Genomic DNA, 26,830 nt, shown 5'->3' on the forward strand with positions numbered 1-26,830 from the left:
GTCATCCTCCGGGCTTTGAAAAAGGCGGGCGCTGCTGCCGTAAAGTTTGGCTTTGACATGGGGAGCATCAGCGATTATGGGGACCGGCTTATAAATTCCGATAGAAACGCCGGTTTGAACGGCATTTGCCGAATTTTGATTCGGCTATTCTCACGAGGCTTATAGTGGCGAAAGCGGAACTTGGAACCAAGCGTACCGATCCGGAAACCGGCAAGAAGTTCTACGACTTGAACCGGGACCCGATCGTTTCTCCTTATACCGGCAAGTCCTACCCGTTGTCCTTCTTCCAGGAAACCTCGGCGGCTGCGGCTGCAGAGGCGACCGAAGAAGACGACGTGCAGGAAGTCGATACCGAGAACACAGAAGTCGAACTCGTATCGCTCGAGGATGCCGATGAAGGTGCAGCCGGCGACGATATCCCGGATATGGGTGACGACGACGTCGAAATCGAAGGCGATGACGACGACACCTTCCTCGAAGCCGAGGAAGATGAAGACGACGACATGAGTGACATCATCGGCGTCACCGGCGACGAAGACGAAGTCTGATCGAACGAACGTCGGCCCGGATGATAAAAAATCTCCGGGCCGGTTTTTTAGGCTTGCTATCTGCGAAAACCGCAAGTAAGAAGCCGCCACTCCGCCGGGCAACGCCGCGGAGTATCCCAGGACCGGCAAATACCGGACCACCCTGATGGGGCTATAGCTCAGCTGGGAGAGCGCTTGCATGGCATGCAAGAGGTCAGCGGTTCGATCCCGCTTAGCTCCACCAGCCTACGCTCTTTGAGCTTCGGCTCGGCAAGCCAAGAGGCTTGACGACAGGGAGCGAAGAAGAAAGCGGAGGCTGCCGCGCCGAAGTTGCAAGGCGACGAAGGCGGGCCGACTTGAACACCCTCATTATTCCGATTGTGACGTTGAACCGCTGGCAAGCTCAGCTATGGTTGCAGGATGAAGTATGTTTACATCCTGATCAGCGTCAACTTTCCAGATCGTCATTATGTCGGCATGACCGGCGATCTGAAGGCGCGTATTACGAAGCACAACGCAGGTGAGGTCTCTTACACGTCGAAATACCGTCCCTGGACGCTCAAGACATACTTGGCATTCTCGGACGAGCAACAGGCAATCGATTTCGAGCGCTATCTGAAGTCTGCGTCGGGTAGGGCATTTGCGAAGAAACGTCTGTAGCCGAGGTTCACACGAATCGGCGATCTCTCCACACAGCCTTGCCATCCACCCCGCTTCGGCATAGCTCTGCCCCGAACCACGAATCCGGACCATCGATGCCCCACAAGGTTTCCCTTTCGCGCCTGAAGCTGACCGACTTCCGTAATTATGCGGCGGCGTCGCTGGCGCTCGACGGGCGGCATGTGGTGCTGACGGGGGATAATGGTGCCGGCAAGACCAATCTGATGGAGGCGGTCTCTTTCCTCTCGCCCGGACGGGGCCTGCGCCGCGTCACCTATTCCGATGTCACCCGCGTCGGCGCTCCGGCAGGATTTTCGATCTTTGCCGAACTCGAGGGCATGGAGGGCCACGTCGAAATCGGGACGGGCGCTGATACCAGCGACGAGAACACCGGCCGCAGGCTGCGCATCAACGGCACGCCGGCAAAGACGGCCGACGAGCTGACGGACCATCTGCGCGTGCTCTGGCTGACGCCTGCCATGGATGGCCTTTTCACCGGCGGTTCTTCTGATCGCCGCCGCTTTCTCGACCGCCTGGTTCTGTCGCTCGATCCGGCTCATGGCCGCCGCGCCAGCGATTTCGAGCGGGCGATGCGCAGCCGCAACAAGCTGCTGGACGAGGGCCGGTTCGATCCCTCCTGGCTGTCAGGCATCGAAGAGCAGATGGCGAGCCTCGGCATCGCCATGGCGCTGGCCCGCCAGGAAATGCTCGGCCTGCTTGCCCGCCTCATCGAGGAAACGCGCGAAACCTCGCCTTTCCCCTCCGCCTCGCTCGAGCTCTCCGGGTTCATGGACGGTCAACTCACGCGTCCTTCCGTCGATCTCGAAGACGAATATGCCGCGATGCTTGCCGAAAGCCGTTATCGCGACGTGGCTGCCGGTCGCACGCTCGATGGTCCGCACCGGGCCGATTTGCTCGTTCGCCACCGCGAGAAGCAGATGGAGGCGGAGCGCTGCTCGACCGGCGAGCAGAAGGCGCTGCTTGTCGGCCTGATCCTCGCCCATGCCAGGCTCGTTGCCAATCTCACGGGCCACGCGCCCGTTTTGCTTCTCGATGAAATCGCCGCGCATCTCGACGAGGGCCGGCGTGCCGCCCTCTTCGATCTCATCGATGCGCTTGGCGGCCAGGCCTTCATCACCGGAACCGATCGGTCGATGTTTGCCGTCCTCGGCGCGCGCGCGCAGTTTTTCACCGTGGCCGATGGCGGCGTCTTCGAATGACGGATGCGGCTTTCCCCACGCCTTCCGGCCATGCTAGCATCACCCGCATGGAACCTTTGAGCCCCGAAGAAATCGCGCGATATCAGCGTCATATCCTCCTGCCGGAGATCGGCGGGGCGGGCCAGCAAAAGCTGAAGGCCGCCCGTGTTCTGGTGATTGGAGCGGGCGGTCTCGGGGCGCCGGTGTTGCAGTATCTGGCAGCCGCGGGGGTCGGCACGCTCGGCATCGCCGACGACGATCGCGTATCGCTTTCCAATCTGCAGCGGCAGGTCATTCATGATTCCGGCACCATCGGCGAACTGAAGACGGAGAGCGCGGCCTTGGCCATCGCCCGGCTGAACCCGCATGTGAGGGTCATTCGCTTCGAGGAGCGCTTTTCGGCGGAGTGGGCCTCCCGCCATCTTTCCGGCTTTGATCTGTTGATCGATGGATCGGACAATTTCGAGACGCGCTACACCGCAGCCGATGCCGCGGAGAAGGCGGAAATTCCACTGGTGAGCGGCGCCGTGGGGCGTTTCGACGGTTCGCTCACGGTGCTGAAGCCCTACGAACGAAGCGAGGACGGGACGCACAATCCCACCTACCGCGACCTCTTTCCGGAAATGCCGCCGGAGGGCCTCATTCCCGCCTGCGCCGAAACCGGCATCATCGGCGCTCTCACGGGGGTGATCGGCACGCTGATGGCTATGGAGGCGATCAAGCTTGTGACCGGCACCGGCGAGCCGCTGGTCGGCCGCCTGCTGCTCTACGATGCGCTTGCCGCCCGTTTCGACACCGTCCGCTACAAGCGACGCCGCCCAAGATAGAACCAGACACATGAAGATCATCCGGATCGATGCAAGTTTCAGCCGCTGGGGCGAGCTGCTGCAGCTGATCCTCTCGTCTTTCGCCTATATGAACGACCGCATCGATCCGCCGTCTTCCGCCCTCGGTCTGACGCCGCAATCGCTTGCCGAAAAGGCTGCCAACGAAATCGGCTATCTGGCGCTGGAAGGGGAAGATCTGCTTGGCTGCATGTTCCTGAAACAGGAGCCGGAATGCCTCTACATCGGCAAACTCGCCGTTGCCCCGGAGGCTCAGGGCGGGGGTGTCGGAAGGCAGCTGCTTCAAATCGCCGAAGGTGTTGCGAAAGAGCGTGGACTGCCTGCCTTGCGGCTCGATACGCGCATCGAACTGACCGAAAACCACGTAGTGTTCGCTGGCTGGGGTTTTGCCAGGACGGCCGAGAAATCCCATCCAGGCTTCGACCGCATTACCTATATCGAAATGCGCAAGGCTCTAACGGCCGGGTAGCACGCGATTCGGTGGCCGATGGCCGTCGATGAAGGTCCGGATGTTTATGATCACCTTGTCGCCCATGTCGATCCGGCCTTCGATCGTCGCCGAACTCATATGCGGGAGCAGCACCACCTTGCCCTCGTTCGCAAGTTTGACGAGCTTCGGATTGACCGCAGGTTCGTTCTCGAAAACATCTAATCCGGCGCCGGCGATCCGTCCCTCCCTCAGGCACTTGATCAGGGCGGCTTCATCGACGACGTCGCCGCGCGCCGTGTTGACGATGTAGGCTGTCGGCTGCAGCAGCGCGAGGCGGCGTGCGGAAATCAGATGGAACGTGGCCGGCGTCGAAGGGCAATTGATGGAAACGATATCGACGCGCGCCAGCATCTGGTCGAGGCTTTCCCAATAGGTCGCCTCCAGCTCCTCCTCGGTTGCCGGATTCACGCGCTTGCGGTTGTGATAATGGATCGACAGGCCGAAAGCTTTGGCGCGGCGCGCCACTGCCGTGCCTATCCTGCCCATGCCGACAATGCCGATTCGCTTGCCGTGGATACGCCGGCCGAGCATCCAGGTGGGTGACCATCCGGCCCATTCGCCCGGCTTGTCGGTAAGAACCCGCGCACCTTCACCGAGACGCCGCGGCACCGCGAGGATGAGCGCCATGGTCATGTCGGCCGTATCTTCGGTCAGCACATTCGGCGTATTGGTAACCGTGATGCCTCTTCGGGCTGCGGCCTCGACATCGATATGGTCCGTACCGTTCGAAAAGCTCGCGATAAGCTTCATCTGTGGTCCGGCTTGCTCGATGAGGGCCGCATCGATGCGATCCGTCACGGTTGGCACCAGAACGTCGGCGGTCCTTACAGCCTCGATGAGCTGGGGAACGGAACGCGGCGAATCGTCGATGTTGAGCTCGGCATCGAAGAGCTCCCGCATCCGGGTCTCCACCGCATCGGGCAGTTTCCGGGTGATATAGACCTTCGGTTTTTTCTTCGATGTCATCGCGGCCGGCCACGTTTGTTCAGAGGTCTTTAACCAAGACGGGGATAATTTTTGGTCTCGGGCAATTTCTATCAGACCCGTACGCGAAGACAAATAAAAGTCGCGTATGGCGCTAGACGAATGTCGAAGTCCGGCGGTGAGCAGGCTGGACCTGCTCGCGAATTCGAGTGAACGGAACTCTCCAATGCGTGGAAACTCTCTGAAGGTCTGCCTCGTTTTTGCGGTCGGTCTGATGCTTGCGGCAGGTGCCGTCGAATCGGCCTGGGCCCAAGCGGCAAAGGGCCCGAGCGGCCTGCCGCTTCCGCGTTTCGTCACGCTGAAGTCGAAGCGCGTCAATCTTCGGATCGGCCCCGGCACGGATTACGCCGCCTCCTGGATGTATCTGAAGGCTGGGCTGCCGGTCGAAATCATCCAGGAATACGATAACTGGCGGCGCATCCGCGACGCGGACGGCACGGAAGGCTGGGTGAACCAGTCCCTGCTATCCGGGAAGCGTGCAGCGATTGCCGCTCCGTGGATGAAGGGCAAGGGTAAATCCGTTTATGTCAATGTGCGGCGCGAACCCCTGGCCTCGGCGACGATCGTCGCCAAGCTGGAGCCGGGCGTGACGATCAATATCGGCGAATGCAACGGCGACTGGTGCCATGCCGATACCGACGGCGTCGAAGGCTGGGTAGCGCAGTCGGAAATCTGGGGCGCCTATCCAGGCGAAGCCTTCAAATAAGTCGCGCTTCGCGGGCTGCTTCGGCAAGCGACTTCATGGGACGCGGCCCGATCTGCTGGATGACGATCCCGGCAGCAAGGCAGCCGAGCTTGCCGCAATCTTCCAGCGTCCGCCCCTGCGTGTAGCCGTAAAGGAAACCGGAGGCGAAGAGATCGCCAGCGCCCGTGGTATCGACCACTTCCTCGATCCGGATCGCATCGACGTACCAGCGCTCGTTGCCCTTCAGGATCACGGCGCCGTCTTCGCTCATCGTCACGGCTGCGATCTTGCAATCCTTGGCGATCTTGTTGAGCCCTTCCTCGAAATCCTCGGTTTCGTAGAGTGCCAGCAGTTCTTGCCGGTTGGCGAAAACGATGTCGACTGTGCCGGAGCGCATGAGGTCGAGGAATTCCGCACGGTAGCGATCGACGCAGAAGCTGTCGGAAAGTGTCATGGACACTTCGCGCCCATTCTCATGGGCGATGCGGGCGCATTCGCGAATCGCTTCCTTGGCCCGCGGCGGATCCCAGAGGTACCCTTCGAAATAGGTTACCTTGGCTTGAGCTACGACGTCGGGTTCGACGTCTTCCGGGCCAAGCTCGACGCAGGCGCCGAGATAGGTATTCATCGAGCGCTCGCCGTCATCGGTGACGAAAATCATGGAGCGCGCTGTCGGCGGGAATGTGCCCTTCGCCTTCGTCTGGTAATGTACTCCCTGTGCCCTGATGTCGTGCGCGAAAATCGCGCCGAGCTGGTCCTCGGCGACCTTGCCGAAATAGGCGGCCTTGCCGCCTAGGCTCGCAACGCCCGATGCGGTATTGCCGGCGCTGCCGCCGGACGCTTCAAGGGCAGGTCCCATGCGCGAATAGAGAAGTTCCGCGCGTTCGGCGTCGATGAGGTTCATCGCTGCCTTGGTGATACCGTTGTCAGTGAGGAACTGGTCGTCGCAGCGCGCGATGATATCCACGATGGCGTTGCCGACAGTCAGAACATCGAATTTGGTCATGAAAGGGATAGGTCCGGGTTGAATGATCGCCGGGGGTTGGTCTTACCCGAATTTCCGGTCATTGGAAGAAAAAACGAGGCTGGTCCCTCTATTTGTTCGCAAAAATGCCGCCAAGGAGTCATGCGGCTGTCACCTTGAGCTTTTAAATATTGTTCGCAAGCAGACCGGCATGAACAGTTTTCGCGTTGCAGCCGGATGAGAGGGGAATGATACCCTTCGACACTGCACCGGAGCGGGCTGACCACGGATGAACTGGCAGACCCGGAAACCGGGTGTCCGGCGAGGCCGGATGCGGAAAAGCGGGCGATGCCCGCTTTTTTCGTTCCATCGCCCCGTTTGTAGGCGCCTCTCTTTGCCGTTCCATTGTCAATGAAGAAGTTTTGCTGGTAGAGCAGGGTATCCCGCGCAAGGCCTTTCCCCGCATGATAGCCATCTTCTTCGACGTTCTCCCCATCTTCGTCATGATCCTTATCGGCTGGCTGGTCGTGCAAGCCGGATTGATGAAGGCGGATGTCGGGGACGCCTTGAGCGATTTTGTTTTCAAGATTGCCGTTCCGCTGCTTCTCTTTCGGACGATCGCCGAAGCAGATTTTCACGGCGCTTCGCCGTTTCGCCTCTGGATCGCGTATTTTTCCGGCGTTGCGATTACCTGGACCGCCGGCCACATCGCCGCGACTCGTTTTTTCGGCCGTGACGAGCGTATCGGTGTGCTTGCCGGCGTCTCTTCGGCTTTCGCCAATACGATTTTCGTTGGCCTGCCGCTCGTTCAGCGCACCGTCGGAGACGAGGGGCTCGTGCCGCTTTCCATTCTGATTGCCGTGCATCTGCCGGTCATGATGATCATCGGCACAATCATGATGGAGCGGGCGGAGCGGAAGATTTCGGGCAAAGCCGAGCGGAGCCTTGGAAGGCTGCTGGGTCAAATCGGACTCAACCTCATCCGAAATCCACTGGTGATCGGCCTTGCGGCGGGCTCAGCGATGCACGTTGCGGGTCTTCACATGCCGCCGCCCGTGAAATCCATCGTCGATCAGCTGGCAGGCGCCGCAGGACCCGTGGCTCTGGTATCGCTGGGGATGGCGCTTCAGAAATACGGCGTTTCCGGCAATCTCGGCATCGCCAGCATGACCTCCGCCTTCAAGCTGCTGCTGCTTCCATGCTGCGTCTGGACCGCAAGCCATCTGGTCGGACTGACCGGTCAGTGGACAGCTGCGCTGGTGCTGATTTCGTCCGTTCCTACCGGCGTCAATGCCTGGCTGATCGCCAATCGCTTCGGCGTTGGTCACAGCCTTGCGGCTTCAACGATTACGGTCACGACAGCGCTTGGCGCCATTTCAGTTTCCGTCTGGGCCTATCTGCTCGGCGCCTGATCGCAAAAGAAAAAGCCCGGCGTTGGCCGGGCCTCAACTTTCATCCGAAACCCGTCCAGGATCACTGCGTAACCGTGTCCGGGGCGTTCGGGTCGGGCAGCGCGACCGGCGAATCGGCCAGTGTATGCAGGTAGAGGATGACGTTGGCGCGATCCTGTTCCTTCGGCAGGCCGGCAAAGCCCATCGCAGTGCCCGGAACCTCTTTCTTCGGTGCCAGCAGGAAATGGTTCAAATGATCGAAGGTCCACTTTTCGCTGCTGCCCTTGGAGAAATCCTTCATAGCGGAAGAGTAGCCAAAGCCCTCATGCGAGGCGATCGGACGATCGACAACACCATAGAGGTTTGGTCCGACTTTGTTCGGACCGCCCTTGGTCGCGTCATGACAGGCCTGACACTTCTTGAATATCGTTTCACCGGCCTTGGCATCGGCGGTTGCAAGAAGCTTGGCGATCGGAACCATCGCTGCAGGCGCAGCTTCACCACCGCCGGCGGCGGGCGCCTCTTCGGCAACAATAGCAAAACCCTCTTTCTCCGGTGCTTCGGAGTGGAAGATTCCTTCGGACGCGATCGACACCGACATCAGTACGAAAATTGTACCGAGCAGCGCACCAACGGCCATATTCACATTAGACTTCATCTGCAATGCTCCCCCGCAATTGGCAGACCCTGAAAAGGCACCATCTTGAAATCGCGGGGAACCTATGTCTTTTGGCTGTTCCTTGCAACAGTCTAAATGGTCTTGTACGTGAGACTTTTTGTCATTTTCCGCTTGGAATAGAAAGGCCCGAACGGTGACCGGTTCAATTTTAGATGGTGTGCTGATTCTGATCCCCGCCCGCATGGCGTCCACGCGCCTTCCAGGCAAGCCGCTCGCCGATATTTGCGGACTGCCGATGATCGTTCAGGTGGCCTTGCGCGCCAAGGAAGCGGCGATCGGGCGAGTCGTCGTGGCGGTCGATGACGAGCAGGTCTTCGAGGCGGTTTCGAAAGCCGGCTTCGAGGTCATCATGACCAGCCGGGATCACCAATCCGGTTCCGATCGAATCTTCGAAGCCTTGAACAAGGTTGATCCGGAAGGCAGCGTGCGGATCGTCGTCAATGTTCAGGGTGACCTGCCGACGATCGATCCCGAAACAATCCGTGCTGCGTTGCGGCCGCTCGAAAACGAGGCCGTCGACATCGCGACGCTTACGGTCGAGATCACCGACGACGAAGAGAAGACCAATCCGAACGTCGTCAAGGTCGTCGGCTCGCCGCTCTCCGACAGCCGCATGCGGGGCCTCTATTTTACCCGCGTGACGGCGCCGTATGGCAACGGCCCCCTCTATCACCATATTGGACTTTACGCGTATCGCCGGGCAGCGCTCGAGCGCTTCGTTTCACTCGGCCCCTCGGTTCTCGAAAGGCGCGAATCGCTGGAACAGCTCCGCGCGCTTGAAGCCGGCATGCGCATCGACGTGGAGATCGTCGACACCGTGCCGCTTGGGGTCGATACACCGGCCGATCTCGAAAAGGCTCGCCGTATCCTTTCGGCAAAGAAGGCGTGAGGACATCGCTATGAACATCCAGACCAATCGAATTGCTTTTCAGGGCGAGTTCGGCGCGAATTCCGACATGGCCTCCCGTGACATGTTCCCGACCATGGAGCCGCTGCCCTGTCAGACCTTCGAGGATGCGTTCACGGCGGTCGACAATGGCGAGGCCGACATTGGGATGATCCCGATCGAGAACACGATCGCGGGCCGCGTCGCCGATATCCATCATCTTCTGCCCGAGTCCCGGCTTCACATCATCGGCGAATACTTCATGCCGATCCGTTTCCAGCTGATGGTGTTGCCCGGCGTTTCGAAGGACGAAATCCGTACCGTTCATAGCCACATCCATGCGCTCGGCCAGTGCCGCAGAATCGTGCGCGCGCACGGGTGGAAGCCGGTGATTGCAGGAGACACGGCAGGGGCTGCGAAGCTCGTCAAGGAAACCGGTGACCGGACGATGGCGGCCCTTGCACCGCGCCTTGCCGCCGAGCTTTATGGCCTCGATATCGTTGCCGAAAATGTAGAGGACGCGGAGAGCAACGTCACCCGTTTCGTCATCCTCTCTCGTGACGAAGAATGGGCAAGCCGTACTTCCGAGGAAGAAAAGATCGTCACCACGTTCGTTTTTAACGTCCGCAACATCCCGGCTGCGCTTTACAAGGCGCTTGGCGGGTTTGCCACCAATGGCATCAACATGACGAAGCTTGAAAGCTATCAGCTCGGCGGCAAGTTCGTTGCAACGCAGTTCTACGCCGATATCGAAGGTCATCCGAACGACGCCAATGTGCGCCGGGCTCTGGAGGAATTGCGGTTCTTCTCCGAGAACGTCCGCATTCTCGGGGTCTACCACGGTCACCCGATGCGCGGGCAATTGCACAAGTAAGAAAAAGGGGCGCCGCTGGCGCCCCTTTTTCTTTCCACTCACTTGTCCGGCTCGCAGACGCGCAGCCGATGGCCATCCGGATCGAGAGCGACAAAGGTTGGGCCGAAATCCATGTCGGTCAGCTCCTGGGCAATAGGCAGGCCGCGCTTTCGCCAATCCTCGTAGTAGTTGGCAACGGCATTCTCCCCCGGCACCATGAAGGCGACTTCGCCCCGATTGCCGATGGCAGAAGGCTGCGGTTCGACCGTGCTGCGCCGCCACAGGCCAAGCGTGAAGCCGCCATCGAGCGGAAACGCGACAAAATTCGGTGCCGCGACGCCGGGTTCGCGGCCGAGCAGGTTCTTGTAGAAGACGGCGCTTTCAGCCGGATCCTTGACGTAGAGAATAATAAGATTGGGCTGGACATATTGCTGTTCCTCTTTGATATGAAATCGTGCCCCACAGTACCGAAGCCTGCTGCCAATCTATGGCAGCAGGCTTCGGCGCCCGGGAGGTTGAACTCGCGGGATTGGCCGTTTAAGGGGCCAATTGAATTGAATCGTCCTCGTGGTGCGGGGGGCTCCAGTCCATGAACCCTAGATCGCGCTTCATGTAGTCGGACATCGCATCGAGATCGAGCCGAGGATAGCGGCTTCGCACCATGTTACGGGATGCGTTCAGCATCATTCGCAGCATCGGGGATTGCGGGTATCGCGCATGCGTGGGTGTGTTCTCGACAGGTCGATTCACGCATGCCGATCGGGTGAGGTTCAGACTCGTCATTATCGGTTCTCCTGCTTGGATTAGAACCGATAATAACGCCGTCTACTGACAGTTTATGGCAGTAGGCTTCAAGGTTCGGCGGGAACGTTTTGCTGTTCGCTCCACTCCTTGAGAAGAACGGCACGCCGGCGCGGATAACGCGTGTCGTCCGGGAGGATTTCGATGATTCGGTCGGTGCGGAAGTGGCGGTAATCCTGCCTGAGCTCGCACCAGGCGACCATGACCCGGACTTGCTCGAAAAAGCTGATCGCGAAGGGCCAGACGCGGCGGACGGTGACCGCACCGCTTTCATCCGTATAGGTCAATTTGAGAATACGCTCGGCCCGGATTGCCTTGCGGATGACGCCGAGATCGGCCTTGTCCTCGAAGCGCGGACGGAAATTGACGAGAAGGGTCGATGTTTCGATCTCGGCGCGCATCTCGCGCGGCAAGACGTCCGCAATCTTGGCCAGAGCATCGGTGCCTGCCGCAGCAAGGCGAGGATCTGCGGCGCGCGCGACCCACCGGGATCCGAGGACCAGCGCCTCGATCTCATCCTGCGAAAACATCATCGGCGGCAGCATGAAACCGGGCTTCAGGACATAGCCGACCCCTGCCTCGCCATCGATCAGCGCGCCCTGCGCCTGCAAGCTGGCAATATCGCGGTAGAGGGTGCGGATGCTGACGCCCGTTTCGGCCGCAAGGATGGCGCCGCTCACTGGACGGCGATAGCGCCGCAGTGTCTGAAGCAGTGCCAACAGGCGTTCCGAGCGCGCCATTGCATCAACCTATCGCTTCCATTCCACCCAGTCGCGCATCAGGCGGTGGGCAATGGCGCCCTTGGGTGGCGATGCCTGGCCATTGGCGCCGGGACGTTCCAGCATTTCGATCGTTTCCTCGCGCGTGAACCAGCGGCAGTCCTCGAGCTCCTGCTCATCGCGGTGGATGGTTCTGGATTTTGCCTCAGCAAAGCAGCCGATCATCAGCGAATGCGGCATGGGCCAGGGTTGCGACGCGTGATAGCGGACGCGGCCGATATGGATGCCGGACTCCTCCAGCGTTTCACGGCGGACCGCATTTTCGATTGTCTCGCCCGGCTCCACGAAGCCTGCGAGGCAGGAATACATGCCCGGCGCAAAGTGCGGGCTGCGGCCAAGCAGGCAAAGATCGCGCTCCTCGTCGATGACAAGCATGATCGCGACCGGATCGGTGCGCGGAAAGATCATGTGCTCGCAGGCCGTGCACACGCGCTTGTAGCCGCCGATACGCATTTCCATTGCCGAGCCGCACCGGCCGCAGTAGCGGTTGTCGCAGTTCCAGCGGATGAGGCTGGCGGCCTGCGCGAATTCGCCGAGCAGCACGTCATCGATGAGTTGGTCGCGGTAAAGCGTCCGGCCGTCTGCAGGCTTGTAATGGCTTTTGAGATCCTCGGCCGGAGTACCGACAGGAACAGCAAGCCGCGGCTCGCCCGTCTTGCGGTAGCCGAGCAGGATCGTTTCGTCCCAATGCGGCTGCAGCTCTTGCAGCTCGTAGCGGGCGAAGAGCGGGTCGAGCACCTGGCCGTCATGCTTCAGGACGAGCTTGTCCTTGGTGAAGGCGAAGATATGCGTGCCGTCTTTCGCCAGCGCCCTATCGACAGACTGCTCGTCGCGATGCTCGGAATCGCGGATCAGGTCGTTTGCGGCGAAAGCCGTCAAATTGCTGGGCTCCGGATGGGGCGCATCGGTATCGAAAAGTGAATGACTCATGATGAAAGGGTTTCCCGCAATGTCGTTATGAATTCATCCCGCTTGCTGTCGTCATAGGCTTCGGCTTTGCCGAAACCCCAGACCGGGCCCGGCCAGTTGGCGTCGCCTTCGAAGCGGGCGATGATATGAACATGAAGCTGACGGACGATATTGCCAAGCGCCCCGACGTTGATTTTTGTGGCACCGGTAACCTTCTTCAGTGCATTCGCCACCAGCTCGATCTCGAATGTCAGCAGCACCTGGTCGAGCGGCGTCAGTTCGAAGATTTCCGTGATGTCGGCGCGGCGGGGTACGAGGATCAGCCACGGCCAGCGGGCGTCCTTCGACAATCTCAGGTCGCACAGGCCTGTCGGCATGATACTTGTGCTGTCATTCTCGAGCCGCGGGTCGAGCACGAATTCAGTCAAAGGGCATTCCTCCATACTTTTCCTATGATTAGCAGTTTTTTTTTAGCTTGGCTTGCTTTTGATGGCGATATTGCCGATATGTGCATCCGGGAGGTTGGTGGTGGACGAGCCACTCGCCAACCGGGTCAGGTCCGGAAGGAAGCAGCCCTAACGAGCCAGGCACGGGTCATCGTGCCAGCCTCCCACCTTCTCTCTTCCACAATGCCCGGCGTTCCGGGCGACAAGCAGGGCGATGAGCGACACCGAGCGACAGTCACAAGATGCCGCCTCGACGGGCACCGGATACCGGGTGCTGGCACGCAAATACCGCCCAAAGGATTTCACGGACCTCATGGTCGGCCAGGAGCCGATGGTCCGCACGCTTACCAACGCTTTCGAGACCGGCCGTATCGCGCAGGCCTATATGCTCACCGGCGTTCGCGGTGTCGGCAAGACGACGACGGCCCGTATTCTCGCGCGGGCGCTGAACTACAAGACGCCCGCGATCGACAAGCCGACGATCGACCTTCGCGTGCCGGGCGACCATTGCCAGGCGATCATGGAAGGCCGCCATGTCGACGTGATCGAGATGGACGCTGCGTCGCACACCGGCATCGACGATATCCGCGAAATCATCGAGCAGGTGCGCTACCGTCCGGTTTCGGCGCGCTACAAAGTTTATATCATCGACGAAGTGCATATGCTTTCGACACAGGCCTTCAACGGCCTGCTAAAGACGCTCGAGGAGCCGCCGGAGCATGTGAAGTTCATCTTCGCGACCACAGAAATCCGTAAAGTTCCGATCACCGTCCTTTCCCGCTGCCAGCGTTTCGATCTTCGCCGCATCAGCGCGTCTGATCTCGTCGGACTGTTCACGACGATTTCGGCGAAGGAAGGTATCGACGCCGAGCCGGATGCGCTGGCAATGATCGCACGCGCCGCCGAAGGTTCGGCGCGCGACGGCCTTTCGCTGCTCGACCAGGCGATCGCCCATGGCGGCGGCGCGGTCCAGGCGGAGGCCGTGCGCGGCATGCTGGGCCTTGCCGACCGTGCGCGCATCGTCGATCTCTTTCAGCATGTCATCAAGGGCGACGTCGCAGCGGCGCTCGCCGAGTTCGAGGCGCAATATCAGGCAGGTGCAAATCCTGTCGTCGTCCTGACCGATCTTGCCGATTTCACGCACCTCGTCACCCGGCTCAAATATGTGCCGGACGCCGCAAACGATCCTTCGCTCAGTGAAGTCGAGCGCACCAAGGCTGCCGAGTTTGCGCAAGGGGTTGCGGTGACGACGCTGTCGCGTATCTGGCAGATGCTCTTGAAGGGGATTCCGGAAACGGAAAGCTCCTCGCGCACGGCCGGCGCCGCGGAAATGGTGTTGATCCGGCTGGCGCATGCCGCGCATCTGCCGGCGCCGGAAGATGCGGCCCGCAGGCTCGCCGAACTTTCCGACAGCAGCAGCGGCGGCTCGCGTCCTTCGCCGGCGCTGTCTGGAAACGGTGGCGGCGGAACCCACGTACCCTATCAGTCATCGGTCACCGCGCGCGCGCCGGAGAACACGCCGCGTCCGCAGCCATCCGGGCCGACGGCGACGCTACGCGCCGTTCCCAATCCCGATCCGCAGCCGCTGCAGGCAGGCCGGATCGAGATGAAACCGGCCGAAGCACCAAAGCCGCTCGTCCCGGTCAATTCGATCGCCGATATCGTCAATCTCGCCGCGGAGAAGCGCGACGTGAAATTGAAGGCGCTGGTGCGCAATTTCGTGCGGCCGGTGAAGATCGAGGCGGGCCGGCTTGATGTGAATCTCACTGAAGGTGCGCCGCCGACGCTGCTCAACGAACTTGCCGTCAAGCTGAAGGAATGGACCGGTATCCACTGGATCGTCAGCACCAGCCGCGAGGCCGGAGAGCCGACGTTAGTCGAGGCTGAAGCCAAGGCCAAGGAGCAGCAGGTTAGCGATGCCAGGCAAGATCCCGACGTCGCGGCGATCCTCGCCCAGTTCCCGGGCGCCAAGATCATCGACGTGCGGGTGAGGGCGCCGACGCCGGAGGAGGAAGCCGAGGAGGCCAAGCCGCCTGCGGTCGCCGAATCCGAAGAGGGCGACATCCTGCCGGGCGACGACATAGAATTCTAGTTTCGAGAAGGAGAAGACGATGCGCGACATCATGGGCATGATGGGCAAAGTCAAGGAAATGCAGGCCAAGATGGAGCAGATGCAGGCGGAGATCGCCGAGCTCCAGGCCGAAGGCAAGGCGGGCGGCGGTCTCGTGACCCTCGTGATGAGCGGTAAAGGGGAGCTGAAGAGCCTGAAGATCGACCCGTCGCTTTTCAAGGAGGACGACGTCGAGATCCTCGAAGATCTGATCGTTGCCGCTCATAAGGATGCCAAGGACAAGGCGGAAGCCGCAGCTGCCGAAAAGACCAAGGCGCTGACCGCCGGCCTGCCGATCCCGCCCGGCTTTAAGATGCCGTTCTAAGTTTTCAGATCAAGTTCACGGGGGAGAGAGCGGCGATGACGCTGACCAGTCTGCTTGTGTTTGCCGGCGCTCTCTTCATGGCTGCCGGTTCGCCCGGGCCGAGTATCGCGGCACTTGTCGCACGCGTGCTGTCGAAGGGCGCGCGCGATGTCCTGCCTTTTCTCGCCGCCATGTGGATCGGCGAGGCGATCTGGCTGACCTGCGCGGTCGCGGGCCTTGCCGCGATTGCCGAGACCTTCCATTGGGCGTTCGTCGCGATCAAGTGGCTAGGCGTCTGCTACCTGCTCTATCTCGCCTGGAAGATGTGGTTTGCCTCGCCGGATAAGAGCGAGGAGACGCTGCCGGAAGCGCAATCCGCTGCGAAGCTCTTTTTCGCGGGCATGACGGTGACGCTCGGCAATCCGAAGATCATGGTGTTCTACGTGGCTCTGCTGCCCTCGATCATCGACATTCATTCGGTGACGATCGTCGGCTGGGCTGAGCTCGTCACGACCATGTTTGTCGTGCTGATCCTGATCGATCTCACATGGGCACTCGCTGCTGCAAAAGCGCGTGGCTTCCTGAAAAGCCGCCGTGCGGTTCGGATCGCCAACCGGGCGAGTGCCGGAACCATGGCGGGTGCCGCCGTCGCAATCGCGTTGCGCTGACCCTAGCCTTGCGCCTCAAGCTGCGCCCTCAGTTTGAAGTGGACGGGTGCTGCGAGATAGCGGGCCTTGTCCTCAGATGAAAGGCGGCGGCCAAAGGTTGCGATCAGTTCCGGCATTGTTATCTTGGGTCCATCGAAAGGCACGTATTCGACAGTCGTTCCGGCCTCGGCCAGCCCATTCTTGATCACGCGGCAGTACATTCCGGGGCGAGCAGCCTCGGTATAGCGCCTCACGAATTGCGGATCGCCCATCTTGGCGGCGAATGTGGAGCAGGGGATCCGTGCGGAGGTGACCTCAAGCACGAGATCGCCCGCTATGAACCGATCACCGACGGAGACGTCACGGTTGTCGAGGCCATCGATGACAAGGTTTTCGCCAAACGTTCCGGGGTCGATCGGGCGCCGGAGTTCTTCTGCCCACCAGTCCAGCGTCAGCGCTCCTTCCAGATAGACGGCCTGATCGACGCCACCGTGATGCTTGCGGTTGCAGACGGCGTCGCCGACAAGCCCGTCGCCGTCGATGATCACGGCACCGTTGACGGCGTGTTTGTAGATGCCCGTCTTGTATTTCTTGCCGGGCAACCGTTGGGGACTGCCGGTGCAGACGGCACGTATTTTCATGAGCGACCGATCCTTCCGCGTTGCCGTTTTGGCAGCATATGGGCTAAGAACGGCACATGGCAAAGCGAGTCACAGGCCCCGAAATCGAAAAACTCATCCAACTTCTGGCGAAGGTGCCGGGTCTTGGGCCGCGCTCGGCACGGCGCGCGGCACTGCACCTGATCAAGAAGAAGGACCAGTTGCTCGGACCGCTGTCGAATGCGATGGGCGAGGCTTATGACAAGGTGAAAGTTTGCTCGCGCTGCGGCAATGTCGATACCCTCGATCCTTGCTCTGTGTGCACCGACGAGCGCCGCGACCACTCCGTTATCATCGTGGTCGAGGACGTTTCCGATCTCTGGGCGCTGGAGCGCGCCGGCGCGATGAATGCGGCCTATCACGTTCTCGGCGGCACGCTTTCACCGCTCGACGGCGTCGGGCCGGATGATCTCAACATTCGCGGGCTGATCGACCGCATCGGCGAGGGCGGCATTCGCGAACTCATCATCGCCGTCAACGCGACCGTCGAGGGGCAAACCACAGCCCACTATATAACGGATCAGCTGGCCGGGTTGGACGTGAAGATCACCCGGCTGGCGCATGGCGTTCCGGTCGGCGGGGAACTCGACTACCTCGACGAGGGAACGCTGGCGGCGGCGCTTCGAGCGCGAACGGTCATCTAGGGGGAAAAGAGATTGAAGACGATTGCGCGCCTTTCGATCCTGACCGCGGCGCTCGTGGCAGCGGTTCATTTGCCCGCCCTTGCCGCTCCCTCCAAGACGGCTGTCGAAGCGCAATTCGAAAATTGGGTGCAGACCGAACTGCGCCCGGAAGCCGAAAAGAATGGCATCTCGGCGAAGACGTTCCAGTCGGCCTTTGCAGGCATCGAGCTCAACTGGGACCTTCCTGATCTTGCGCCTCCCGGCTTTCCGCCGCCAAAGGCGCAAAAGCAGACGCAAGCCGAGTTTTCCTCACCCGCGCCCTATTTCAACGAAGAGCGGCTGAAAAGGCTTGCGGCGACCGGACGCGGCTTGGCCTCGCAATATGGCTCGACGCTGAAGCGCATCGAAAAAGCCTATGGTGTGCCCGGTTCGATCGTTCTGGCGATCTGGGGCCGCGAGACGGGCTTTGGCGCGGCGAAGATCCCGAATTCGGCGATCGAGGTGCTGGCGACCAAGGCCTTCATGTCGACGCGCAAGGATATGTTCCGCACCGAACTGATCGCCGCACTTCATATTCTCGATGGCGGCGATGTCGCCCCTGCCGACTTCAAGAGCTCCTGGGCGGGAGCGCTCGGCCAGCCGCAGTTCATGCCAAGCAGCTATCTCAAATATGCCGTCGATTTCGATGGGGACGGGCACCGCAATATCTGGACGTCCGTGCCGGACACTCTGGCATCAATAGCCAACTATCTTGTCAAAAAAGGTTGGCAGCGCAATCGCGATTGGGGCTTTGAGGTGACGATCCCCGCGCAGGTCTCCTGTGCGCAGGAAGGCCCGGATCTCGCAAAGCCTCTGTCGCATTGGGCTTCGCTCGGGATCGATCGCATTTCCGGCAAGGGCTTCCCGTCTGCCGAGATGAAAGCGGAAGGCATGATGCTGGTGCCGGCCGGCCGCGATGGGCCGGAATTCATCGTCACGCCGAACTTTTACATCATAAAGGAATACAACAACTCCGATCTCTATGCTCTCTATATCGGCAACCTCGCCGACCGGATCGCCGATGGCTCCGGGGCCTTTCAGGGAGCGTGGGGCGATGTCGGCAAGATGCTGCGCTCCGATGTTGCGGCCATGCAGAAGGCACTGGAGAAGAAGGGCTACGATGTCGGCGGCTCCGACGGCCTTCCCGGCTACAAGACGCGCCGCTCCATCGGCCAGTGGCAGGCAAAGAGCGGCATGACGCCCACCTGCTATCCCGAAGCCTCGATGATCGGAAAGCTCAAGTAGGGCCTACAGGTTGCGCTTCAGGCCCTCATGGCTCGCAACGAAGCCCAGCTTCTCGTAGAAGCGGATCGCATCGTCCCTGGTCTTGTCCGAGGTCAGCTGCACCAATCCGCAACCGCGTTCCTCACAGCGCGCGACCGCCCATTCGATGAAGCGCGTGCCGAGCCCGCTGCCGCGTTCCGATTGCGCGATGCGGACGCTTTCGATCTGCCCGCGCCACATGCCCGTGCGTGAAAGCCCTGGAATGAAGGTCAGCTGCAGGCAGCCAACCGGGTTGTCGTCGCCGTTTACGGCGACGCCTAGCAACTGGTTCGGATCGGCCTCGATAGCATCGAATGCCGCAAGATATCTGGCATCCGGCGGATCGGAGGCAATCTCCCGGTTTTGCCCGAGGTCATCATCGGCGAGCAGGCCGATGATTGCCGTGAGATCGGAACGGCGGGCGCGGCGAAAGGAATGCATGTCTTGCCTCAGTGGTGGAGATCGATGGGTGCCTTGTGAAAGACGTCGTCGGATGGCGGGATGGTCTGCCGTTCGATCATGCGGTGAACATGCGGCGCTTCGGTGCCGCGGTGAAGGGCGCGCAGGCGATCGAAGTTCTCCGCATCGGCCTGGGTGCGGCGCTGATTGTGGCGGATATACTCGACCCAGGTCGGCGTGTGGTAGGTCTCGGTCCAGATGCCGGGATTCTCGAGGTCGCGCATCAGCGCCCAGTTGCGTGCTCCGTCGCGGATGCGGATGCGCCGCCGCTCTCCCATCAGCTTCAGGAATTCCGGCAGGTCGTCATCGCCGATCTGATAATCGATCTGAACGACGATCGGCCCGCTGCGGGGCGTGATGTCGAGACCGAGTGCGGGCTCGATGAAGCGGTTGAGGGGATCGAGATTGAGCGAGGCAAAGGCCGGCATCGAGAAGCGAAGGCCGATGACGATGCCGATCAGCATGACGGCGGCGGAGCTGTAGAGCGCGTTCGAGACGCCGAAGCGATCGGCAAGCAGGCCCCAGAGCCAGCTGCCCCCGGCAATGCCGCCGAAAGTGACTGTCTGATAGAGCGAGAGCGCGCGTCCGACCACCCAGCGCGGCGTCGAAAGCTGGACGATCGTATTGAACAGGGAAAGCGCCAGCACCCAGCACGCGCCGGCAATGAGCAGACCGACCGAGGTGAGGATCGCAAAGGGGCTCGAGCCGGCGATCACCATGCTGATCGCAAAGCCGGTAAAGGAGTAGCGGATAATGCTTTCGCTGCTCAGCATCTCACGCAGCCGGGCGTTGAGGGCGCCGCCGCCGATTGCGCCAATGCCGAAGGAACCGAGCATAAGGCCATAGGTCAGCGGTCCGCCGGAGACAAGGTCGATCGCAACGATCGGCAGGAGGGCGAGCACCGAGCTTGCGCCGATGCCGAAGGTCATGCTGCGGAGCAGGACCTTCTCAAGGTTTGGCGACATCGAGACGTATCGAAGGCCGGCGGCGATCGCGCTTCCGAGATTTTCCCGCGGCAGCGAGGAAACAGGCAGCGCCGGCTTCCAGCGGAGCAGCGCGTAGATCATTGCCAGATAACTGATCGTATTGACCGCAAAGGCGCCCGCGGCCCCTGCGGTGGCGACGATGAGGCCGCCGATCGCGGGACCGACACTGCGGGTCAGGTTGAACCCCATGCTGTTCAGTGTCACCGCGTTTGGCAGGTCCTCCCGCGGAACCATGTCGCCGACGGAGGCCTGCCAGGAGGGATTGTTGAGTGCCGTGCCGCAACCAATCAGGAAGGTGAAGAGCAGGAGCAGCCAGGGCGTGATCCAGCCGAGCAGGGCGCAGGCGGTGAGTGCGGCCGAGACGATGAGCATCAGAAACTGGGCGGTGAGCATCACTTGCCGCCGGTCGAAATTGTCGGCAAGCGCACCGGAAATGAGCGAAATCAGCATTATGGGCAGCGCCGTCGATGTCTGGACCAGCGCCACCATGTCCTCCGAAGCGGCAAGCGTCGTCATCATCCAGGCGGCTCCGACCACCTGGATCAGCCCCCCGAAATTCGAGGCGATGCTTGCAACCCAGATCGTGCGATAGGTCTCGTGCCTCAGTGGTGCCAGCGTTGGTGAATTGGACAGCACGATTCCTCCGCCTTGTTTTGTTCTCCCTCGGCTCCAATATATAACGAAGCTTTATGCTGGCTAGGCGCGATTGCCTGCCCCCGGCGCATTTGAGCCGAGAGCTTGCAATTTCGAAAAAACAGGCCTATATGCAGCGCAAATTCTTGATCGTACGATGAAGAGTGGGCCGCAAGGACCCGCTCTTTTTTATTAGCGCGATCATGCAAAATGCTTGAAATTTGCAAGGAGCGCACCGCTTGTCGGATCAGACAAACGCAGAAAACGAACTTGAGCCGCGGCTGATTACCGAGACCGGGCTCGACCAGCGCCTTGCCGACATCATCGAACCGGTGCTCGTCGGCATGGGCTTCCGTCTGACCCGCGTGCGCATGCTCAACCAGAACGGCGCCACGCTGCAGATCATGGCTGAGCGCAACGACGGCACGATGACTGTTGAAGACTGCGAAGAGGTCTCGACGGCCATTTCTCCGGTCCTTGATGTGGAAGATCCGATCGATCAGGAGTATCATCTGGAGGTGTCTTCGCCGGGTATCGACCGTCCGCTGGTGCGGAAGTCGGATTTTACCCGTTGGCAAGGGCACCTTGTGAAGTGCGAAACGTCGATCATGATCGGCAACCGAAAGCGCTTCCGCGGAAAGATCATCGAAGTGGACGCGGATGGTTTCACGCTCGAGCGTGACCAGGTCGCCTATGGCGAAGAGCAGAAGGTCACCATTCCGTTCACTGCGCTCAGCGATGCGAAGCTCATTCTGACCGACGATCTGATCCGCGACGCGCTGCGCGCCGACAAGGCCGCGAAGGCGCAGGCCGCAAATCAGAACGATGCGGAAGACGAAGAATAACCGATCAACTACGGCTCCAGGGGCGGGAACCCGGTAAGCCAGGACGGAGAGATAAGACAATGGCAGTCAGTGCGAACCGGCTTGAACTTCTGCAGATCGCGGATGCAGTGGCGCGCGAAAAGGTCATCGACCGCGAAATCGTGCTTGCCGCAATGGCGGATGCGATCCAGAAAGCGGCACGCTCCCGTTACGGCACTGAATCGAACATCCGCGCCGATATCAATCCGAAGACCGGCGAAATCCGCCTGCAGCGCCTGCTCGAAGTCGTCGAGAAGGCCGAGGATTACTCGACGCAGATCCCGCTGGAACTCGCCCGCGACCGTAATCCCGACGCCGCCCTCGGCGACTTCATCGCCGATCCGCTGCCGCCGATGGATTTCGGCCGCATCGCGGCGCAGTCGGCCAAGCAGGTCATCGTCCAGAAGGTGCGCGAAGCGGAGCGTGATCGTCAGTTCGACGAATTCAAGGATCGTGTCGGCGAGATCGTCAACGGCACCGTCAAGCGTGTCGAATACGGCAATGTCATCGTCGATCTCGGCCGTGGCGAAGGCATCATCCGCCGCGACGAAATGATCCCGCGCGAAAACGTCCGTTATGGCGATCGCGTGCGCGCCTACGTCTATGACGTTCGTCGCGAGCAGCGCGGCCCGCAGATTTTCCTGTCGCGCACGCATCCGCAGTTCATGGTGAAGCTCTTCACCATGGAAGTGCCGGAAATTTACGACGGCATCATTCAGGTCCGCTCTGTTGCCCGCGACCCGGGCTCGCGCGCCAAGATCGCCGTCATCTCGAACGATAGTTCGATCGATCCGGTCGGCGCCTGCGTTGGTATGCGTGGTTCGCGCGTCCAGGCCGTTGTCGGCGAGCTCCAGGGCGAAAAGATCGACATCATTCCGTGGTCGCAGGATCCTGCAACCTTTGTCGTCAACGCCCTTCAGCCGGCCGAAGTTGCCAAGGTTGTTCTCGACGAGGATGCAGAGCGCATCGAAGTCGTGGTTCCGGACGAGCAGCTTTCGCTCGCGATCGGCCGCCGCGGCCAGAACGTCCGGCTTGCGTCGCAGCTGACCGGCTGGGACATCGACATCATGACGGAAGCGGAGGAGTCCGAGCGCCGTCAGAAGGAATTCAACGAGCGCACCAACCTCTTCATGGACTCGCTCGACGTTGACGAGATGGTCGGCCAGGTTCTGGCCTCGGAAGGCTTTGCTGCCGTTGAAGAGCTCGCTTATGTCGATCTCGATGAAATTTCATCGATCGACGGCTTTGACGAGGAGACGGCACAGGAAATCCAGCAGCGCGCCCGCGAATATCTCGAAAAGCTCGAAGCCGAGATGGACGAGAAGCGCAAGGCGCTCGGCGTCTCCGACGAATTGCGCCAGATCGACGGCATGACCGGTCAAATGCTGGTCGCCCTCGGCGAAGACGGCATCAAGACGATGGAAGATTTCGCGGGCTGCGCCGCTGACGATCTCGTCGGCTGGACCGAACGCAAGAACGGTGAGACCAAGAAATTCGAGGGCCTCTTCTCGAAGTTCGACGTTTCGCGCGTCGAAGCCGAGCAGATGATCGTTCAGGCGCGGCTTGCTGCCGGCTGGATCACCGAGGAAGATCTTGCGAAGGATGTCGAAGCCGTTGAGGCCGATGCAGCCGAGCAGGAAGCGTAATGACCGCGCAGCCGGACACTTCTCCTGAGGATGATGATCTTGCAGGTTATGACGTGAACGGCCGCATGTGCATCGTGACGCGCGAAAGCGGATCGCCGGACGAGCTGATCCGCTTCGTTGCAGCTCCCGATGGAACGGTAATCGCCGACCTGAAGCGTCAGCTTCCGGGACGCGGTTGCTGGGTCAAGCTCGATCGCGCGTTGGTCGACAAGGCCGTGGCGAAGAAATCCTTCGCCCGCGCCCTGAAAGCCGACGTGAAGGCGGCGGGTGATCTCGGTGAAACCGTTGACCATCTGCTCGCGCAGCAACTGATGCAGATGATGAACATGGCGCGCAAAGCGGGCCAGTTCGTCAGCGGCTCTTCGAAAGTGGATGCCGCGGTCCGCAGCGGGGCGGCGCTGGCCGTGTTCCATTCGACGGACGCTGCGGACGATGGTGTGAGAAAAATCGACCAGGCTCGCAAGGCCTGGCACCTTGGAATGGAAACCGAGGAGGAAATACCTTCCTTCCGTCTCTTCTCGGAGAGCGAAATGGAAGGCGTGATGGGCCAGAATGCTTTTATCCATGCCGCAGCGCTTGCAGGGCAGGCAGGTGAGGGTGTAGTGAAGCGCGCAAAGATGCTCGAAAGGTACCGCAGCGGCGGTCAGTCCCGGGCACCAGGCGGCGCTGGCCGGCAAAAACAATGATGCGGCGACCGGCACCGGCCGGCCCATCATTGATCGACAGTATTTGAACGACAGGGTCTGATGACGTCATCGCTCCCTGTCCGAAGGAACGGGAACGAATGACCGATAGCAATGACGACAAGACGCTTGGAGCAAAGAAGACGCTTACCCTGAAGCCATCGGGGATGAGCCAGGGCACCGTGCGCCAGGATATGGGTCGCGGTCGCACCAAGGCGGTCGTTGTCGAGACTCGCAAGCGGCGCCCGATGCGCCCTGAAGACGAGCGTCCGATCACGCCAGCTCAGGCCCCGGCACCTGCGCCCCGTGCGGCAGAATCCGCTCCGGCGGCAAAGCAGGCGCCTGCGCCGCGTATCCATCCACCGGGCGGCCAACCGCCGCGTCCGCAGCAGCAGTCTTCGCAGGCTACCCGCCAGCAGGACCGTCCGCGTCCGGTGGTTCTGAACCATCTGTCGCCCGAGGAAATGGATGCTCGCCGCCGCGCGCTCGCCATGGCACAGGTCCGCGATGCCGAGGATGCGGTTCGCCGCGCCGAGGAAGAAAAGCGCCGAGCAGCCGAGGAGGCCGTCCGCCGCGAAGCGGAAGCAGCTGAAGCAGCTGAAACGGCACGCCGCGCAGCCGAAGAAGCCGCCCGTGCCCCGGCGCCAGTCGAAAACGCTCCGGTTGCGGAAGCAGTCCAGGTCGAGGCGCCGCGCCCTGCTCCGGCAGTGCGCCGTCCGGATACTCCGGCACCTGCCGCCGCCCGCCCGGCGCCTGGTGCGCCCGCACCGGCAGGACGCGCCCGCCGTCCGGAAGCTGAAGACGAGGAGCGCGCAGCGCCTCGTGGGGCTCCCGCCCGCGGCAGGGTTGTTCGCCCGGAACCGGCAAAGCCGGTGACGACGCGTCCGAAGACCGAAGAGGAGCGCCGCCGCGGCAAGCTGACGATCACCACCGCAAACGTCGATGACGACGGCAATGCGCGCGGCCGTTCGCTGTCCGCCATGCGCCGCCGCCAGGAGAAGTTCCGCCGCAGCCAGATGCAGGAAACCCGCGAGAAGGTTGTCCGCGAAGTCATTCTGCCTGAGACCATCACCATTCAGGAACTGTCGCAGCGCATGTCCGAACGCGCCGTCGACGTCATCAAGTACCTGATGAAGGAAGGCCAGATGATGAAGCCGGGCGACGTCATCGACGCCGACCTCGCTGAACTCATTGCCGGCGAATTCGGCCATACCGTCAAGCGCGTCTCCGAATCCGACGTTGAGCTCGGCATCTTCAATGTTGCCGACCAGGAAGGCGATCGCGTTTCGCGTCCGCCGGTTGTTACGATCATGGGTCACGTCGACCACGGCAAAACCTCGCTGCTCGACGCCATCCGTCATGCCAACGTGGTTGCCGGCGAAGCCGGTGGTATCACGCAGCATATCGGCGCCTACCAGGTCGAACAGAACGGTCAGAAGATCACCTTCATCGACACCCCCGGCCACGCTGCGTTCACGGCCATGCGCGCCCGCGGTGCGCAGGCCACCGACATCGCAATCCTGGTCGTTGCAGCTGACGACAGCGTCATGCCGCAGACGATTGAATCGATCAACCACGCCAAGGCGGCCGGTGTTCCGATCATCGTGGCGATCAACAAGGTCGATAAGCCGACCGCCGATCCGCAGAAGGTGCGCACGCAGCTCCTGCAGCACGAAGTCTTCGTGGAATCGATGGGCGGTGAAGTTCTTGACGTCGAAGTTTCGGCCAAGACGGGCTTGAACCTCGACAAGCTGCTGGAAGCCATTCTGCTGCAGGCCGAAATTCTGGACCTCAAGGCCAATCCGAACCGCACGGCGGAAGGGACGGTCATCGAAGCCCAGCTCGACCGCGGCCGAGGTTCGGTTGCCACCGTTCTTGTCCAGAACGGCACGCTGAAGCCCGGCCAGATCATTGTTGCTGGCGATGTCTGGGGTCGTGTCCGCGCACTCGTCAACGACAAGGGCGAGCACGTCAAGGAAGCCCCGCCGGCTATGCCGGTCGAGGTGCTTGGCCTTTCCGGTACACCGCAGGCGGGTGACAGGTTCGCCGTCGTCGAAAACGAGGCTCGTGCGCGTGAAATCTCCGAGTACCGCCAGCGTCTGGCCCGCGATAAGGCTGCTGCCCGCCATTCGGGTCAGCGCGGTTCGCTGGAACAGATGATGAGCCAGCTTCAGGCGGCAGGCGTCAAGGAATTCCCGCTGGTCGTCAAGGGCGACGTGCAGGGTTCGATCGAAGCGATTGCCGGTGCGCTTGACAAGCTGGGAACCGACGAAGTTCGCGCCCGCATCGTGCATTCTGCGGCTGGTGGTATCACCGAGTCGGATATCTCTCTAGCTGAGGCTTCCGGTGCCGCAATCATCGGCTTCAACGTCCGTGCCAATGCACAGGCCCGTACCTTGGCCGAGCGGCAGGGTATCGAAATCCGCTACTACAACATCATCTACGACCTCGTGGATGACGTTAAGGCGGCAATGTCCGGCCTGCTTTCTCCGGAGCGCCGCGAAACCTTCCTCGGCAATGCCGAGATCCTCGAGGTGTTCAACATCACGAAGGTCGGCAAGGTTGCAGGTTGCCGCGTTACCGAAGGCAAGGTCGAGCGTGGCGTCGGCGTCCGCCTCATCCGCGACAACGTCGTCATCCACGAAGGCAAGCTCAAGACGCTCAAGCGCTTCAAGGACGAGGTATCGGAAGTGCATGCCGGCCAGGAATGCGGTATGGCTTTCGAGAATTACGAAGACATCCGCGCAGGCGACACGATCGAATGCTTCCGCGTCGAGCACATCACGCGGACGCTCTGATCGTGTGATTTTGGAAATT

General features: G+C 61.2%; 28 protein-coding genes, 1 tRNA gene and 1 other RNA gene. 20 read left to right on the top strand and 10 right to left on the bottom strand.

The window, feature by feature from the left end; genetic code table 11:
- Positions 1-164: 164 nt before the first annotated feature.
- The 6 genes from HGP14_RS00155 to HGP14_RS00180 all read left to right on the top strand — a co-directional run bounded on the left by HGP14_RS00155 (position 165) and on the right by HGP14_RS00180 (position 3,700).
- Complete coding sequence (locus tag HGP14_RS00155; RefSeq protein ID WP_168827835.1) at positions 165-548, top strand: TIGR02300 family protein; 384 nt, start codon at positions 165-167, stop codon at positions 546-548.
- Positions 549-695: 147 nt separating this feature from the next.
- Positions 696-771 (top strand) — tRNA-Ala (locus tag HGP14_RS00160).
- 176 nt (positions 772-947) lie between these two features.
- Positions 948-1,187 carry a GIY-YIG nuclease family protein gene (locus HGP14_RS00165; RefSeq protein WP_168827836.1) on the top strand — a complete coding sequence of 80 codons (240 nt, stop codon included), beginning with the start codon at positions 948-950 and terminating at the stop codon, positions 1,185-1,187.
- 95 nt (positions 1,188-1,282) lie between these two features.
- Complete coding sequence (recF, locus tag HGP14_RS00170) at positions 1,283-2,407, top strand: DNA replication/repair protein RecF (RefSeq protein ID WP_168827837.1); 1,125 nt, start codon at positions 1,283-1,285, stop codon at positions 2,405-2,407.
- Complete coding sequence (locus tag HGP14_RS00175) at positions 2,404-3,213, top strand: molybdopterin-synthase adenylyltransferase MoeB (protein WP_168827838.1); 810 nt, start codon at positions 2,404-2,406, stop codon at positions 3,211-3,213. The genes recF and HGP14_RS00175 overlap by 4 nt, the downstream gene beginning before the upstream one ends.
- Before the next feature lie 10 nt (positions 3,214-3,223).
- Positions 3,224-3,700 (top strand): GNAT family N-acetyltransferase, encoded by a 477-nt coding sequence (locus tag HGP14_RS00180; protein ID WP_168827839.1) that lies wholly within the window; start codon positions 3,224-3,226, stop codon positions 3,698-3,700.
- Here the strand turns inward: HGP14_RS00180 and HGP14_RS00185 are convergent.
- Positions 3,686-4,687, bottom strand: coding sequence for a D-glycerate dehydrogenase (locus HGP14_RS00185; protein ID WP_168827840.1), 1,002 nt, complete (start codon positions 4,685-4,687; stop codon positions 3,686-3,688). The two genes, HGP14_RS00180 and HGP14_RS00185, sit on opposite strands and share 15 nt — an antisense overlap.
- Positions 4,688-4,871: 184 nt before the next feature.
- Between HGP14_RS00185 and HGP14_RS00190 the strand changes: the two genes are divergently transcribed.
- Positions 4,872-5,411 (top strand): SH3 domain-containing protein, encoded by a 540-nt coding sequence (locus tag HGP14_RS00190; protein ID WP_168827841.1) that lies wholly within the window; start codon positions 4,872-4,874, stop codon positions 5,409-5,411.
- Here HGP14_RS00190 and HGP14_RS00195 read toward each other — a convergent pair.
- Entirely contained in the window at positions 5,404-6,396 is a 993-nt protein-coding gene (locus tag HGP14_RS00195; protein ID WP_168827842.1) for an adenosine kinase, read from the bottom strand. The two genes, HGP14_RS00190 and HGP14_RS00195, sit on opposite strands and share 8 nt — an antisense overlap.
- A 422-nt stretch (positions 6,397-6,818) precedes the next feature.
- Between HGP14_RS00195 and HGP14_RS00200 the strand changes: the two genes are divergently transcribed.
- Positions 6,819-7,766, top strand: coding sequence for an AEC family transporter (locus HGP14_RS00200; RefSeq protein WP_168828724.1), 948 nt, complete (start codon positions 6,819-6,821; stop codon positions 7,764-7,766).
- Between the two features lie 61 nt (positions 7,767-7,827).
- Here HGP14_RS00200 and HGP14_RS00205 read toward each other — a convergent pair whose 3' ends face one another.
- The gene (locus HGP14_RS00205; protein ID WP_168827843.1) at positions 7,828-8,403 is read right to left on the bottom strand and encodes a c-type cytochrome; all 576 of its coding nucleotides are present in this window, start codon (positions 8,401-8,403) and stop codon (positions 7,828-7,830) included.
- 154 nt (positions 8,404-8,557) lie between these two features.
- Here HGP14_RS00205 and HGP14_RS00210 point away from each other — a divergent pair, with 154 nt between their 5' ends.
- Together HGP14_RS00210 and HGP14_RS00215 are read left to right on the top strand one after the other, a co-directional pair.
- On the top strand, positions 8,558-9,313 hold the full coding sequence (locus tag HGP14_RS00210) for a 3-deoxy-manno-octulosonate cytidylyltransferase (RefSeq protein WP_168827844.1): 756 nt from the start codon (positions 8,558-8,560) through the stop codon (positions 9,311-9,313).
- Positions 9,314-9,323: 10 nt separating this feature from the next.
- Positions 9,324-10,184 (top strand): prephenate dehydratase, encoded by an 861-nt coding sequence (locus HGP14_RS00215; protein ID WP_168827845.1) that lies wholly within the window; start codon positions 9,324-9,326, stop codon positions 10,182-10,184.
- A 38-nt stretch (positions 10,185-10,222) separates the two neighbouring features.
- Here the strand turns inward: HGP14_RS00215 and HGP14_RS00220 are convergent, their stop codons facing one another.
- The 4 genes from HGP14_RS00220 to HGP14_RS00240 all read right to left on the bottom strand — a co-directional run bounded on the left by HGP14_RS00220 (position 10,223) and on the right by HGP14_RS00240 (position 13,080).
- The gene (locus HGP14_RS00220) at positions 10,223-10,609 is read right to left on the bottom strand and encodes a VOC family protein (protein ID WP_168828725.1); all 387 of its coding nucleotides are present in this window, start codon (positions 10,607-10,609) and stop codon (positions 10,223-10,225) included.
- Positions 10,610-11,014: 405 nt separating this feature from the next.
- A complete protein-coding gene (locus HGP14_RS00230) occupies positions 11,015-11,704 on the bottom strand; it encodes a YafY family protein (protein ID WP_168827846.1) in 690 nt (229 codons plus the stop codon).
- Between the two features lie 9 nt (positions 11,705-11,713).
- Positions 11,714-12,673, bottom strand: a complete 960-nt coding sequence (gene nudC, locus HGP14_RS00235; protein WP_168827847.1) for an NAD(+) diphosphatase — start codon at positions 12,671-12,673, stop codon at positions 11,714-11,716.
- Positions 12,670-13,080 carry an HIT domain-containing protein gene (locus HGP14_RS00240; protein WP_205926983.1) on the bottom strand — a complete coding sequence of 137 codons (411 nt, stop codon included), beginning with the start codon at positions 13,078-13,080 and terminating at the stop codon, positions 12,670-12,672. The genes nudC and HGP14_RS00240 overlap by 4 nt, the downstream gene beginning before the upstream one ends.
- 89 nt (positions 13,081-13,169) lie before the next feature.
- On the opposite strand from HGP14_RS00240, the gene ffs reads away from it, so the two are divergent.
- The 4 genes from ffs (at position 13,170) to HGP14_RS00260 (ending at position 16,180) form a co-directional block, all read left to right on the top strand.
- Positions 13,170-13,266, top strand: an RNA gene (gene ffs / locus HGP14_RS00245) — signal recognition particle sRNA small type.
- Between the two features lie 46 nt (positions 13,267-13,312).
- Entirely contained in the window at positions 13,313-15,190 is a 1,878-nt protein-coding gene (locus HGP14_RS00250; RefSeq protein WP_168827849.1) for a DNA polymerase III subunit gamma/tau, read from the top strand.
- A 19-nt stretch (positions 15,191-15,209) separates the two neighbouring features.
- Positions 15,210-15,533: a YbaB/EbfC family nucleoid-associated protein gene (locus HGP14_RS00255; RefSeq protein ID WP_168827850.1), complete on the top strand. Its 324-nt coding sequence runs from the start codon at positions 15,210-15,212 to the stop codon at positions 15,531-15,533.
- 35 nt (positions 15,534-15,568) lie between these two features.
- The gene (locus HGP14_RS00260) at positions 15,569-16,180 is read left to right on the top strand and encodes a LysE family translocator (protein WP_168827851.1); all 612 of its coding nucleotides are present in this window, start codon (positions 15,569-15,571) and stop codon (positions 16,178-16,180) included.
- 2 nt (positions 16,181-16,182) lie between these two features.
- Here the strand turns inward: HGP14_RS00260 and HGP14_RS00265 are convergent, their stop codons facing one another.
- Positions 16,183-16,800 (bottom strand): MOSC domain-containing protein, encoded by a 618-nt coding sequence (locus HGP14_RS00265; protein ID WP_168827852.1) that lies wholly within the window; start codon positions 16,798-16,800, stop codon positions 16,183-16,185.
- A 56-nt stretch (positions 16,801-16,856) separates the two neighbouring features.
- Here HGP14_RS00265 and recR point away from each other — a divergent pair, with 56 nt between their 5' ends.
- Positions 16,857-17,462, top strand: coding sequence for a recombination mediator RecR (gene recR, locus HGP14_RS00270; protein ID WP_168827853.1), 606 nt, complete (start codon positions 16,857-16,859; stop codon positions 17,460-17,462).
- Between the two features lie 12 nt (positions 17,463-17,474).
- Entirely contained in the window at positions 17,475-18,725 is a 1,251-nt protein-coding gene (locus HGP14_RS00275; protein ID WP_205926984.1) for a lytic murein transglycosylase, read from the top strand.
- Positions 18,726-18,728: 3 nt separating this feature from the next.
- Here the strand turns inward: HGP14_RS00275 and HGP14_RS00280 are convergent, their stop codons facing one another.
- Together HGP14_RS00280 and HGP14_RS00285 are read right to left on the bottom strand one after the other, a co-directional pair.
- A complete protein-coding gene (locus HGP14_RS00280; RefSeq protein WP_168827854.1) occupies positions 18,729-19,184 on the bottom strand; it encodes a GNAT family N-acetyltransferase in 456 nt (151 codons plus the stop codon).
- An 8-nt stretch (positions 19,185-19,192) separates the two neighbouring features.
- Positions 19,193-20,824 carry an MFS transporter gene (locus HGP14_RS00285; protein ID WP_168827855.1) on the bottom strand — a complete coding sequence of 544 codons (1,632 nt, stop codon included), beginning with the start codon at positions 20,822-20,824 and terminating at the stop codon, positions 19,193-19,195.
- 236 nt (positions 20,825-21,060) lie between these two features.
- On the opposite strand from HGP14_RS00285, the gene rimP reads away from it, so the two are divergent.
- The 4 genes from rimP (at position 21,061) to infB (ending at position 26,811) form a co-directional block, all read left to right on the top strand.
- Complete coding sequence (gene rimP / locus HGP14_RS00290; RefSeq protein ID WP_168827856.1) at positions 21,061-21,666, top strand: ribosome maturation factor RimP; 606 nt, start codon at positions 21,061-21,063, stop codon at positions 21,664-21,666.
- A 59-nt stretch (positions 21,667-21,725) separates the two neighbouring features.
- Positions 21,726-23,330, top strand: coding sequence for a transcription termination factor NusA (gene nusA / locus HGP14_RS00295; protein WP_168827857.1), 1,605 nt, complete (start codon positions 21,726-21,728; stop codon positions 23,328-23,330).
- The gene (locus HGP14_RS00300) at positions 23,330-24,016 is read left to right on the top strand and encodes an RNA-binding protein (protein ID WP_168827858.1); all 687 of its coding nucleotides are present in this window, start codon (positions 23,330-23,332) and stop codon (positions 24,014-24,016) included. The genes nusA and HGP14_RS00300 overlap by 1 nt, the downstream gene beginning before the upstream one ends.
- Before the next feature lie 98 nt (positions 24,017-24,114).
- Positions 24,115-26,811, top strand: coding sequence for a translation initiation factor IF-2 (infB, locus tag HGP14_RS00305; RefSeq protein WP_168827859.1), 2,697 nt, complete (start codon positions 24,115-24,117; stop codon positions 26,809-26,811).
- Positions 26,812-26,830: the final 19 nt, after the last annotated feature.

This window comes from Rhizobium sp. P32RR-XVIII (assembly GCF_012641395.1).
Classification (GTDB): domain Bacteria; phylum Pseudomonadota; class Alphaproteobacteria; order Rhizobiales; family Rhizobiaceae; genus Rhizobium.

What these genes read in the sequence shown, in the direction of transcription:
- HGP14_RS00165 (WP_168827836.1), top strand. Translation starts at nt 948, where the DNA reads ATGAAGTATGTTTACATCCTGATCAGCGTCAACTTTCCAGATCGTCAT.
- recF (WP_168827837.1), top strand. Translation starts at nt 1,283, where the DNA reads ATGCCCCACAAGGTTTCCCTTTCGCGCCTGAAGCTGACCGACTTCCGT.
- HGP14_RS00175 (WP_168827838.1), top strand. Translation starts at nt 2,404, where the DNA reads ATGACGGATGCGGCTTTCCCCACGCCTTCCGGCCATGCTAGCATCACC.
- HGP14_RS00180 (WP_168827839.1), top strand. Translation starts at nt 3,224, where the DNA reads ATGAAGATCATCCGGATCGATGCAAGTTTCAGCCGCTGGGGCGAGCTG.
- HGP14_RS00185 (WP_168827840.1), bottom strand. Translation starts at nt 4,687, where the DNA reads ATGACATCGAAGAAAAAACCGAAGGTCTATATCACCCGGAAACTGCCC.
- HGP14_RS00190 (WP_168827841.1), top strand. Translation starts at nt 4,872, where the DNA reads ATGCGTGGAAACTCTCTGAAGGTCTGCCTCGTTTTTGCGGTCGGTCTG.
- HGP14_RS00195 (WP_168827842.1), bottom strand. Translation starts at nt 6,396, where the DNA reads ATGACCAAATTCGATGTTCTGACTGTCGGCAACGCCATCGTGGATATC.
- HGP14_RS00200 (WP_168828724.1), top strand. Translation starts at nt 6,819, where the DNA reads ATGATAGCCATCTTCTTCGACGTTCTCCCCATCTTCGTCATGATCCTT.
- HGP14_RS00205 (WP_168827843.1), bottom strand. Translation starts at nt 8,403, where the DNA reads ATGAAGTCTAATGTGAATATGGCCGTTGGTGCGCTGCTCGGTACAATT.
- HGP14_RS00215 (WP_168827845.1), top strand. Translation starts at nt 9,324, where the DNA reads ATGAACATCCAGACCAATCGAATTGCTTTTCAGGGCGAGTTCGGCGCG.
- HGP14_RS00230 (WP_168827846.1), bottom strand. Translation starts at nt 11,704, where the DNA reads ATGGCGCGCTCGGAACGCCTGTTGGCACTGCTTCAGACACTGCGGCGC.
- nudC (WP_168827847.1), bottom strand. Translation starts at nt 12,673, where the DNA reads ATGAGTCATTCACTTTTCGATACCGATGCGCCCCATCCGGAGCCCAGC.
- HGP14_RS00250 (WP_168827849.1), top strand. Translation starts at nt 13,313, where the DNA reads ATGAGCGACACCGAGCGACAGTCACAAGATGCCGCCTCGACGGGCACC.
- HGP14_RS00255 (WP_168827850.1), top strand. Translation starts at nt 15,210, where the DNA reads ATGCGCGACATCATGGGCATGATGGGCAAAGTCAAGGAAATGCAGGCC.
- HGP14_RS00260 (WP_168827851.1), top strand. Translation starts at nt 15,569, where the DNA reads ATGACGCTGACCAGTCTGCTTGTGTTTGCCGGCGCTCTCTTCATGGCT.
- HGP14_RS00265 (WP_168827852.1), bottom strand. Translation starts at nt 16,800, where the DNA reads ATGAAAATACGTGCCGTCTGCACCGGCAGTCCCCAACGGTTGCCCGGC.
- recR (WP_168827853.1), top strand. Translation starts at nt 16,857, where the DNA reads ATGGCAAAGCGAGTCACAGGCCCCGAAATCGAAAAACTCATCCAACTT.
- HGP14_RS00280 (WP_168827854.1), bottom strand. Translation starts at nt 19,184, where the DNA reads ATGCATTCCTTTCGCCGCGCCCGCCGTTCCGATCTCACGGCAATCATC.
- nusA (WP_168827857.1), top strand. Translation starts at nt 21,726, where the DNA reads ATGGCAGTCAGTGCGAACCGGCTTGAACTTCTGCAGATCGCGGATGCA.
- HGP14_RS00300 (WP_168827858.1), top strand. Translation starts at nt 23,330, where the DNA reads ATGACCGCGCAGCCGGACACTTCTCCTGAGGATGATGATCTTGCAGGT.
- infB (WP_168827859.1), top strand. Translation starts at nt 24,115, where the DNA reads ATGACCGATAGCAATGACGACAAGACGCTTGGAGCAAAGAAGACGCTT.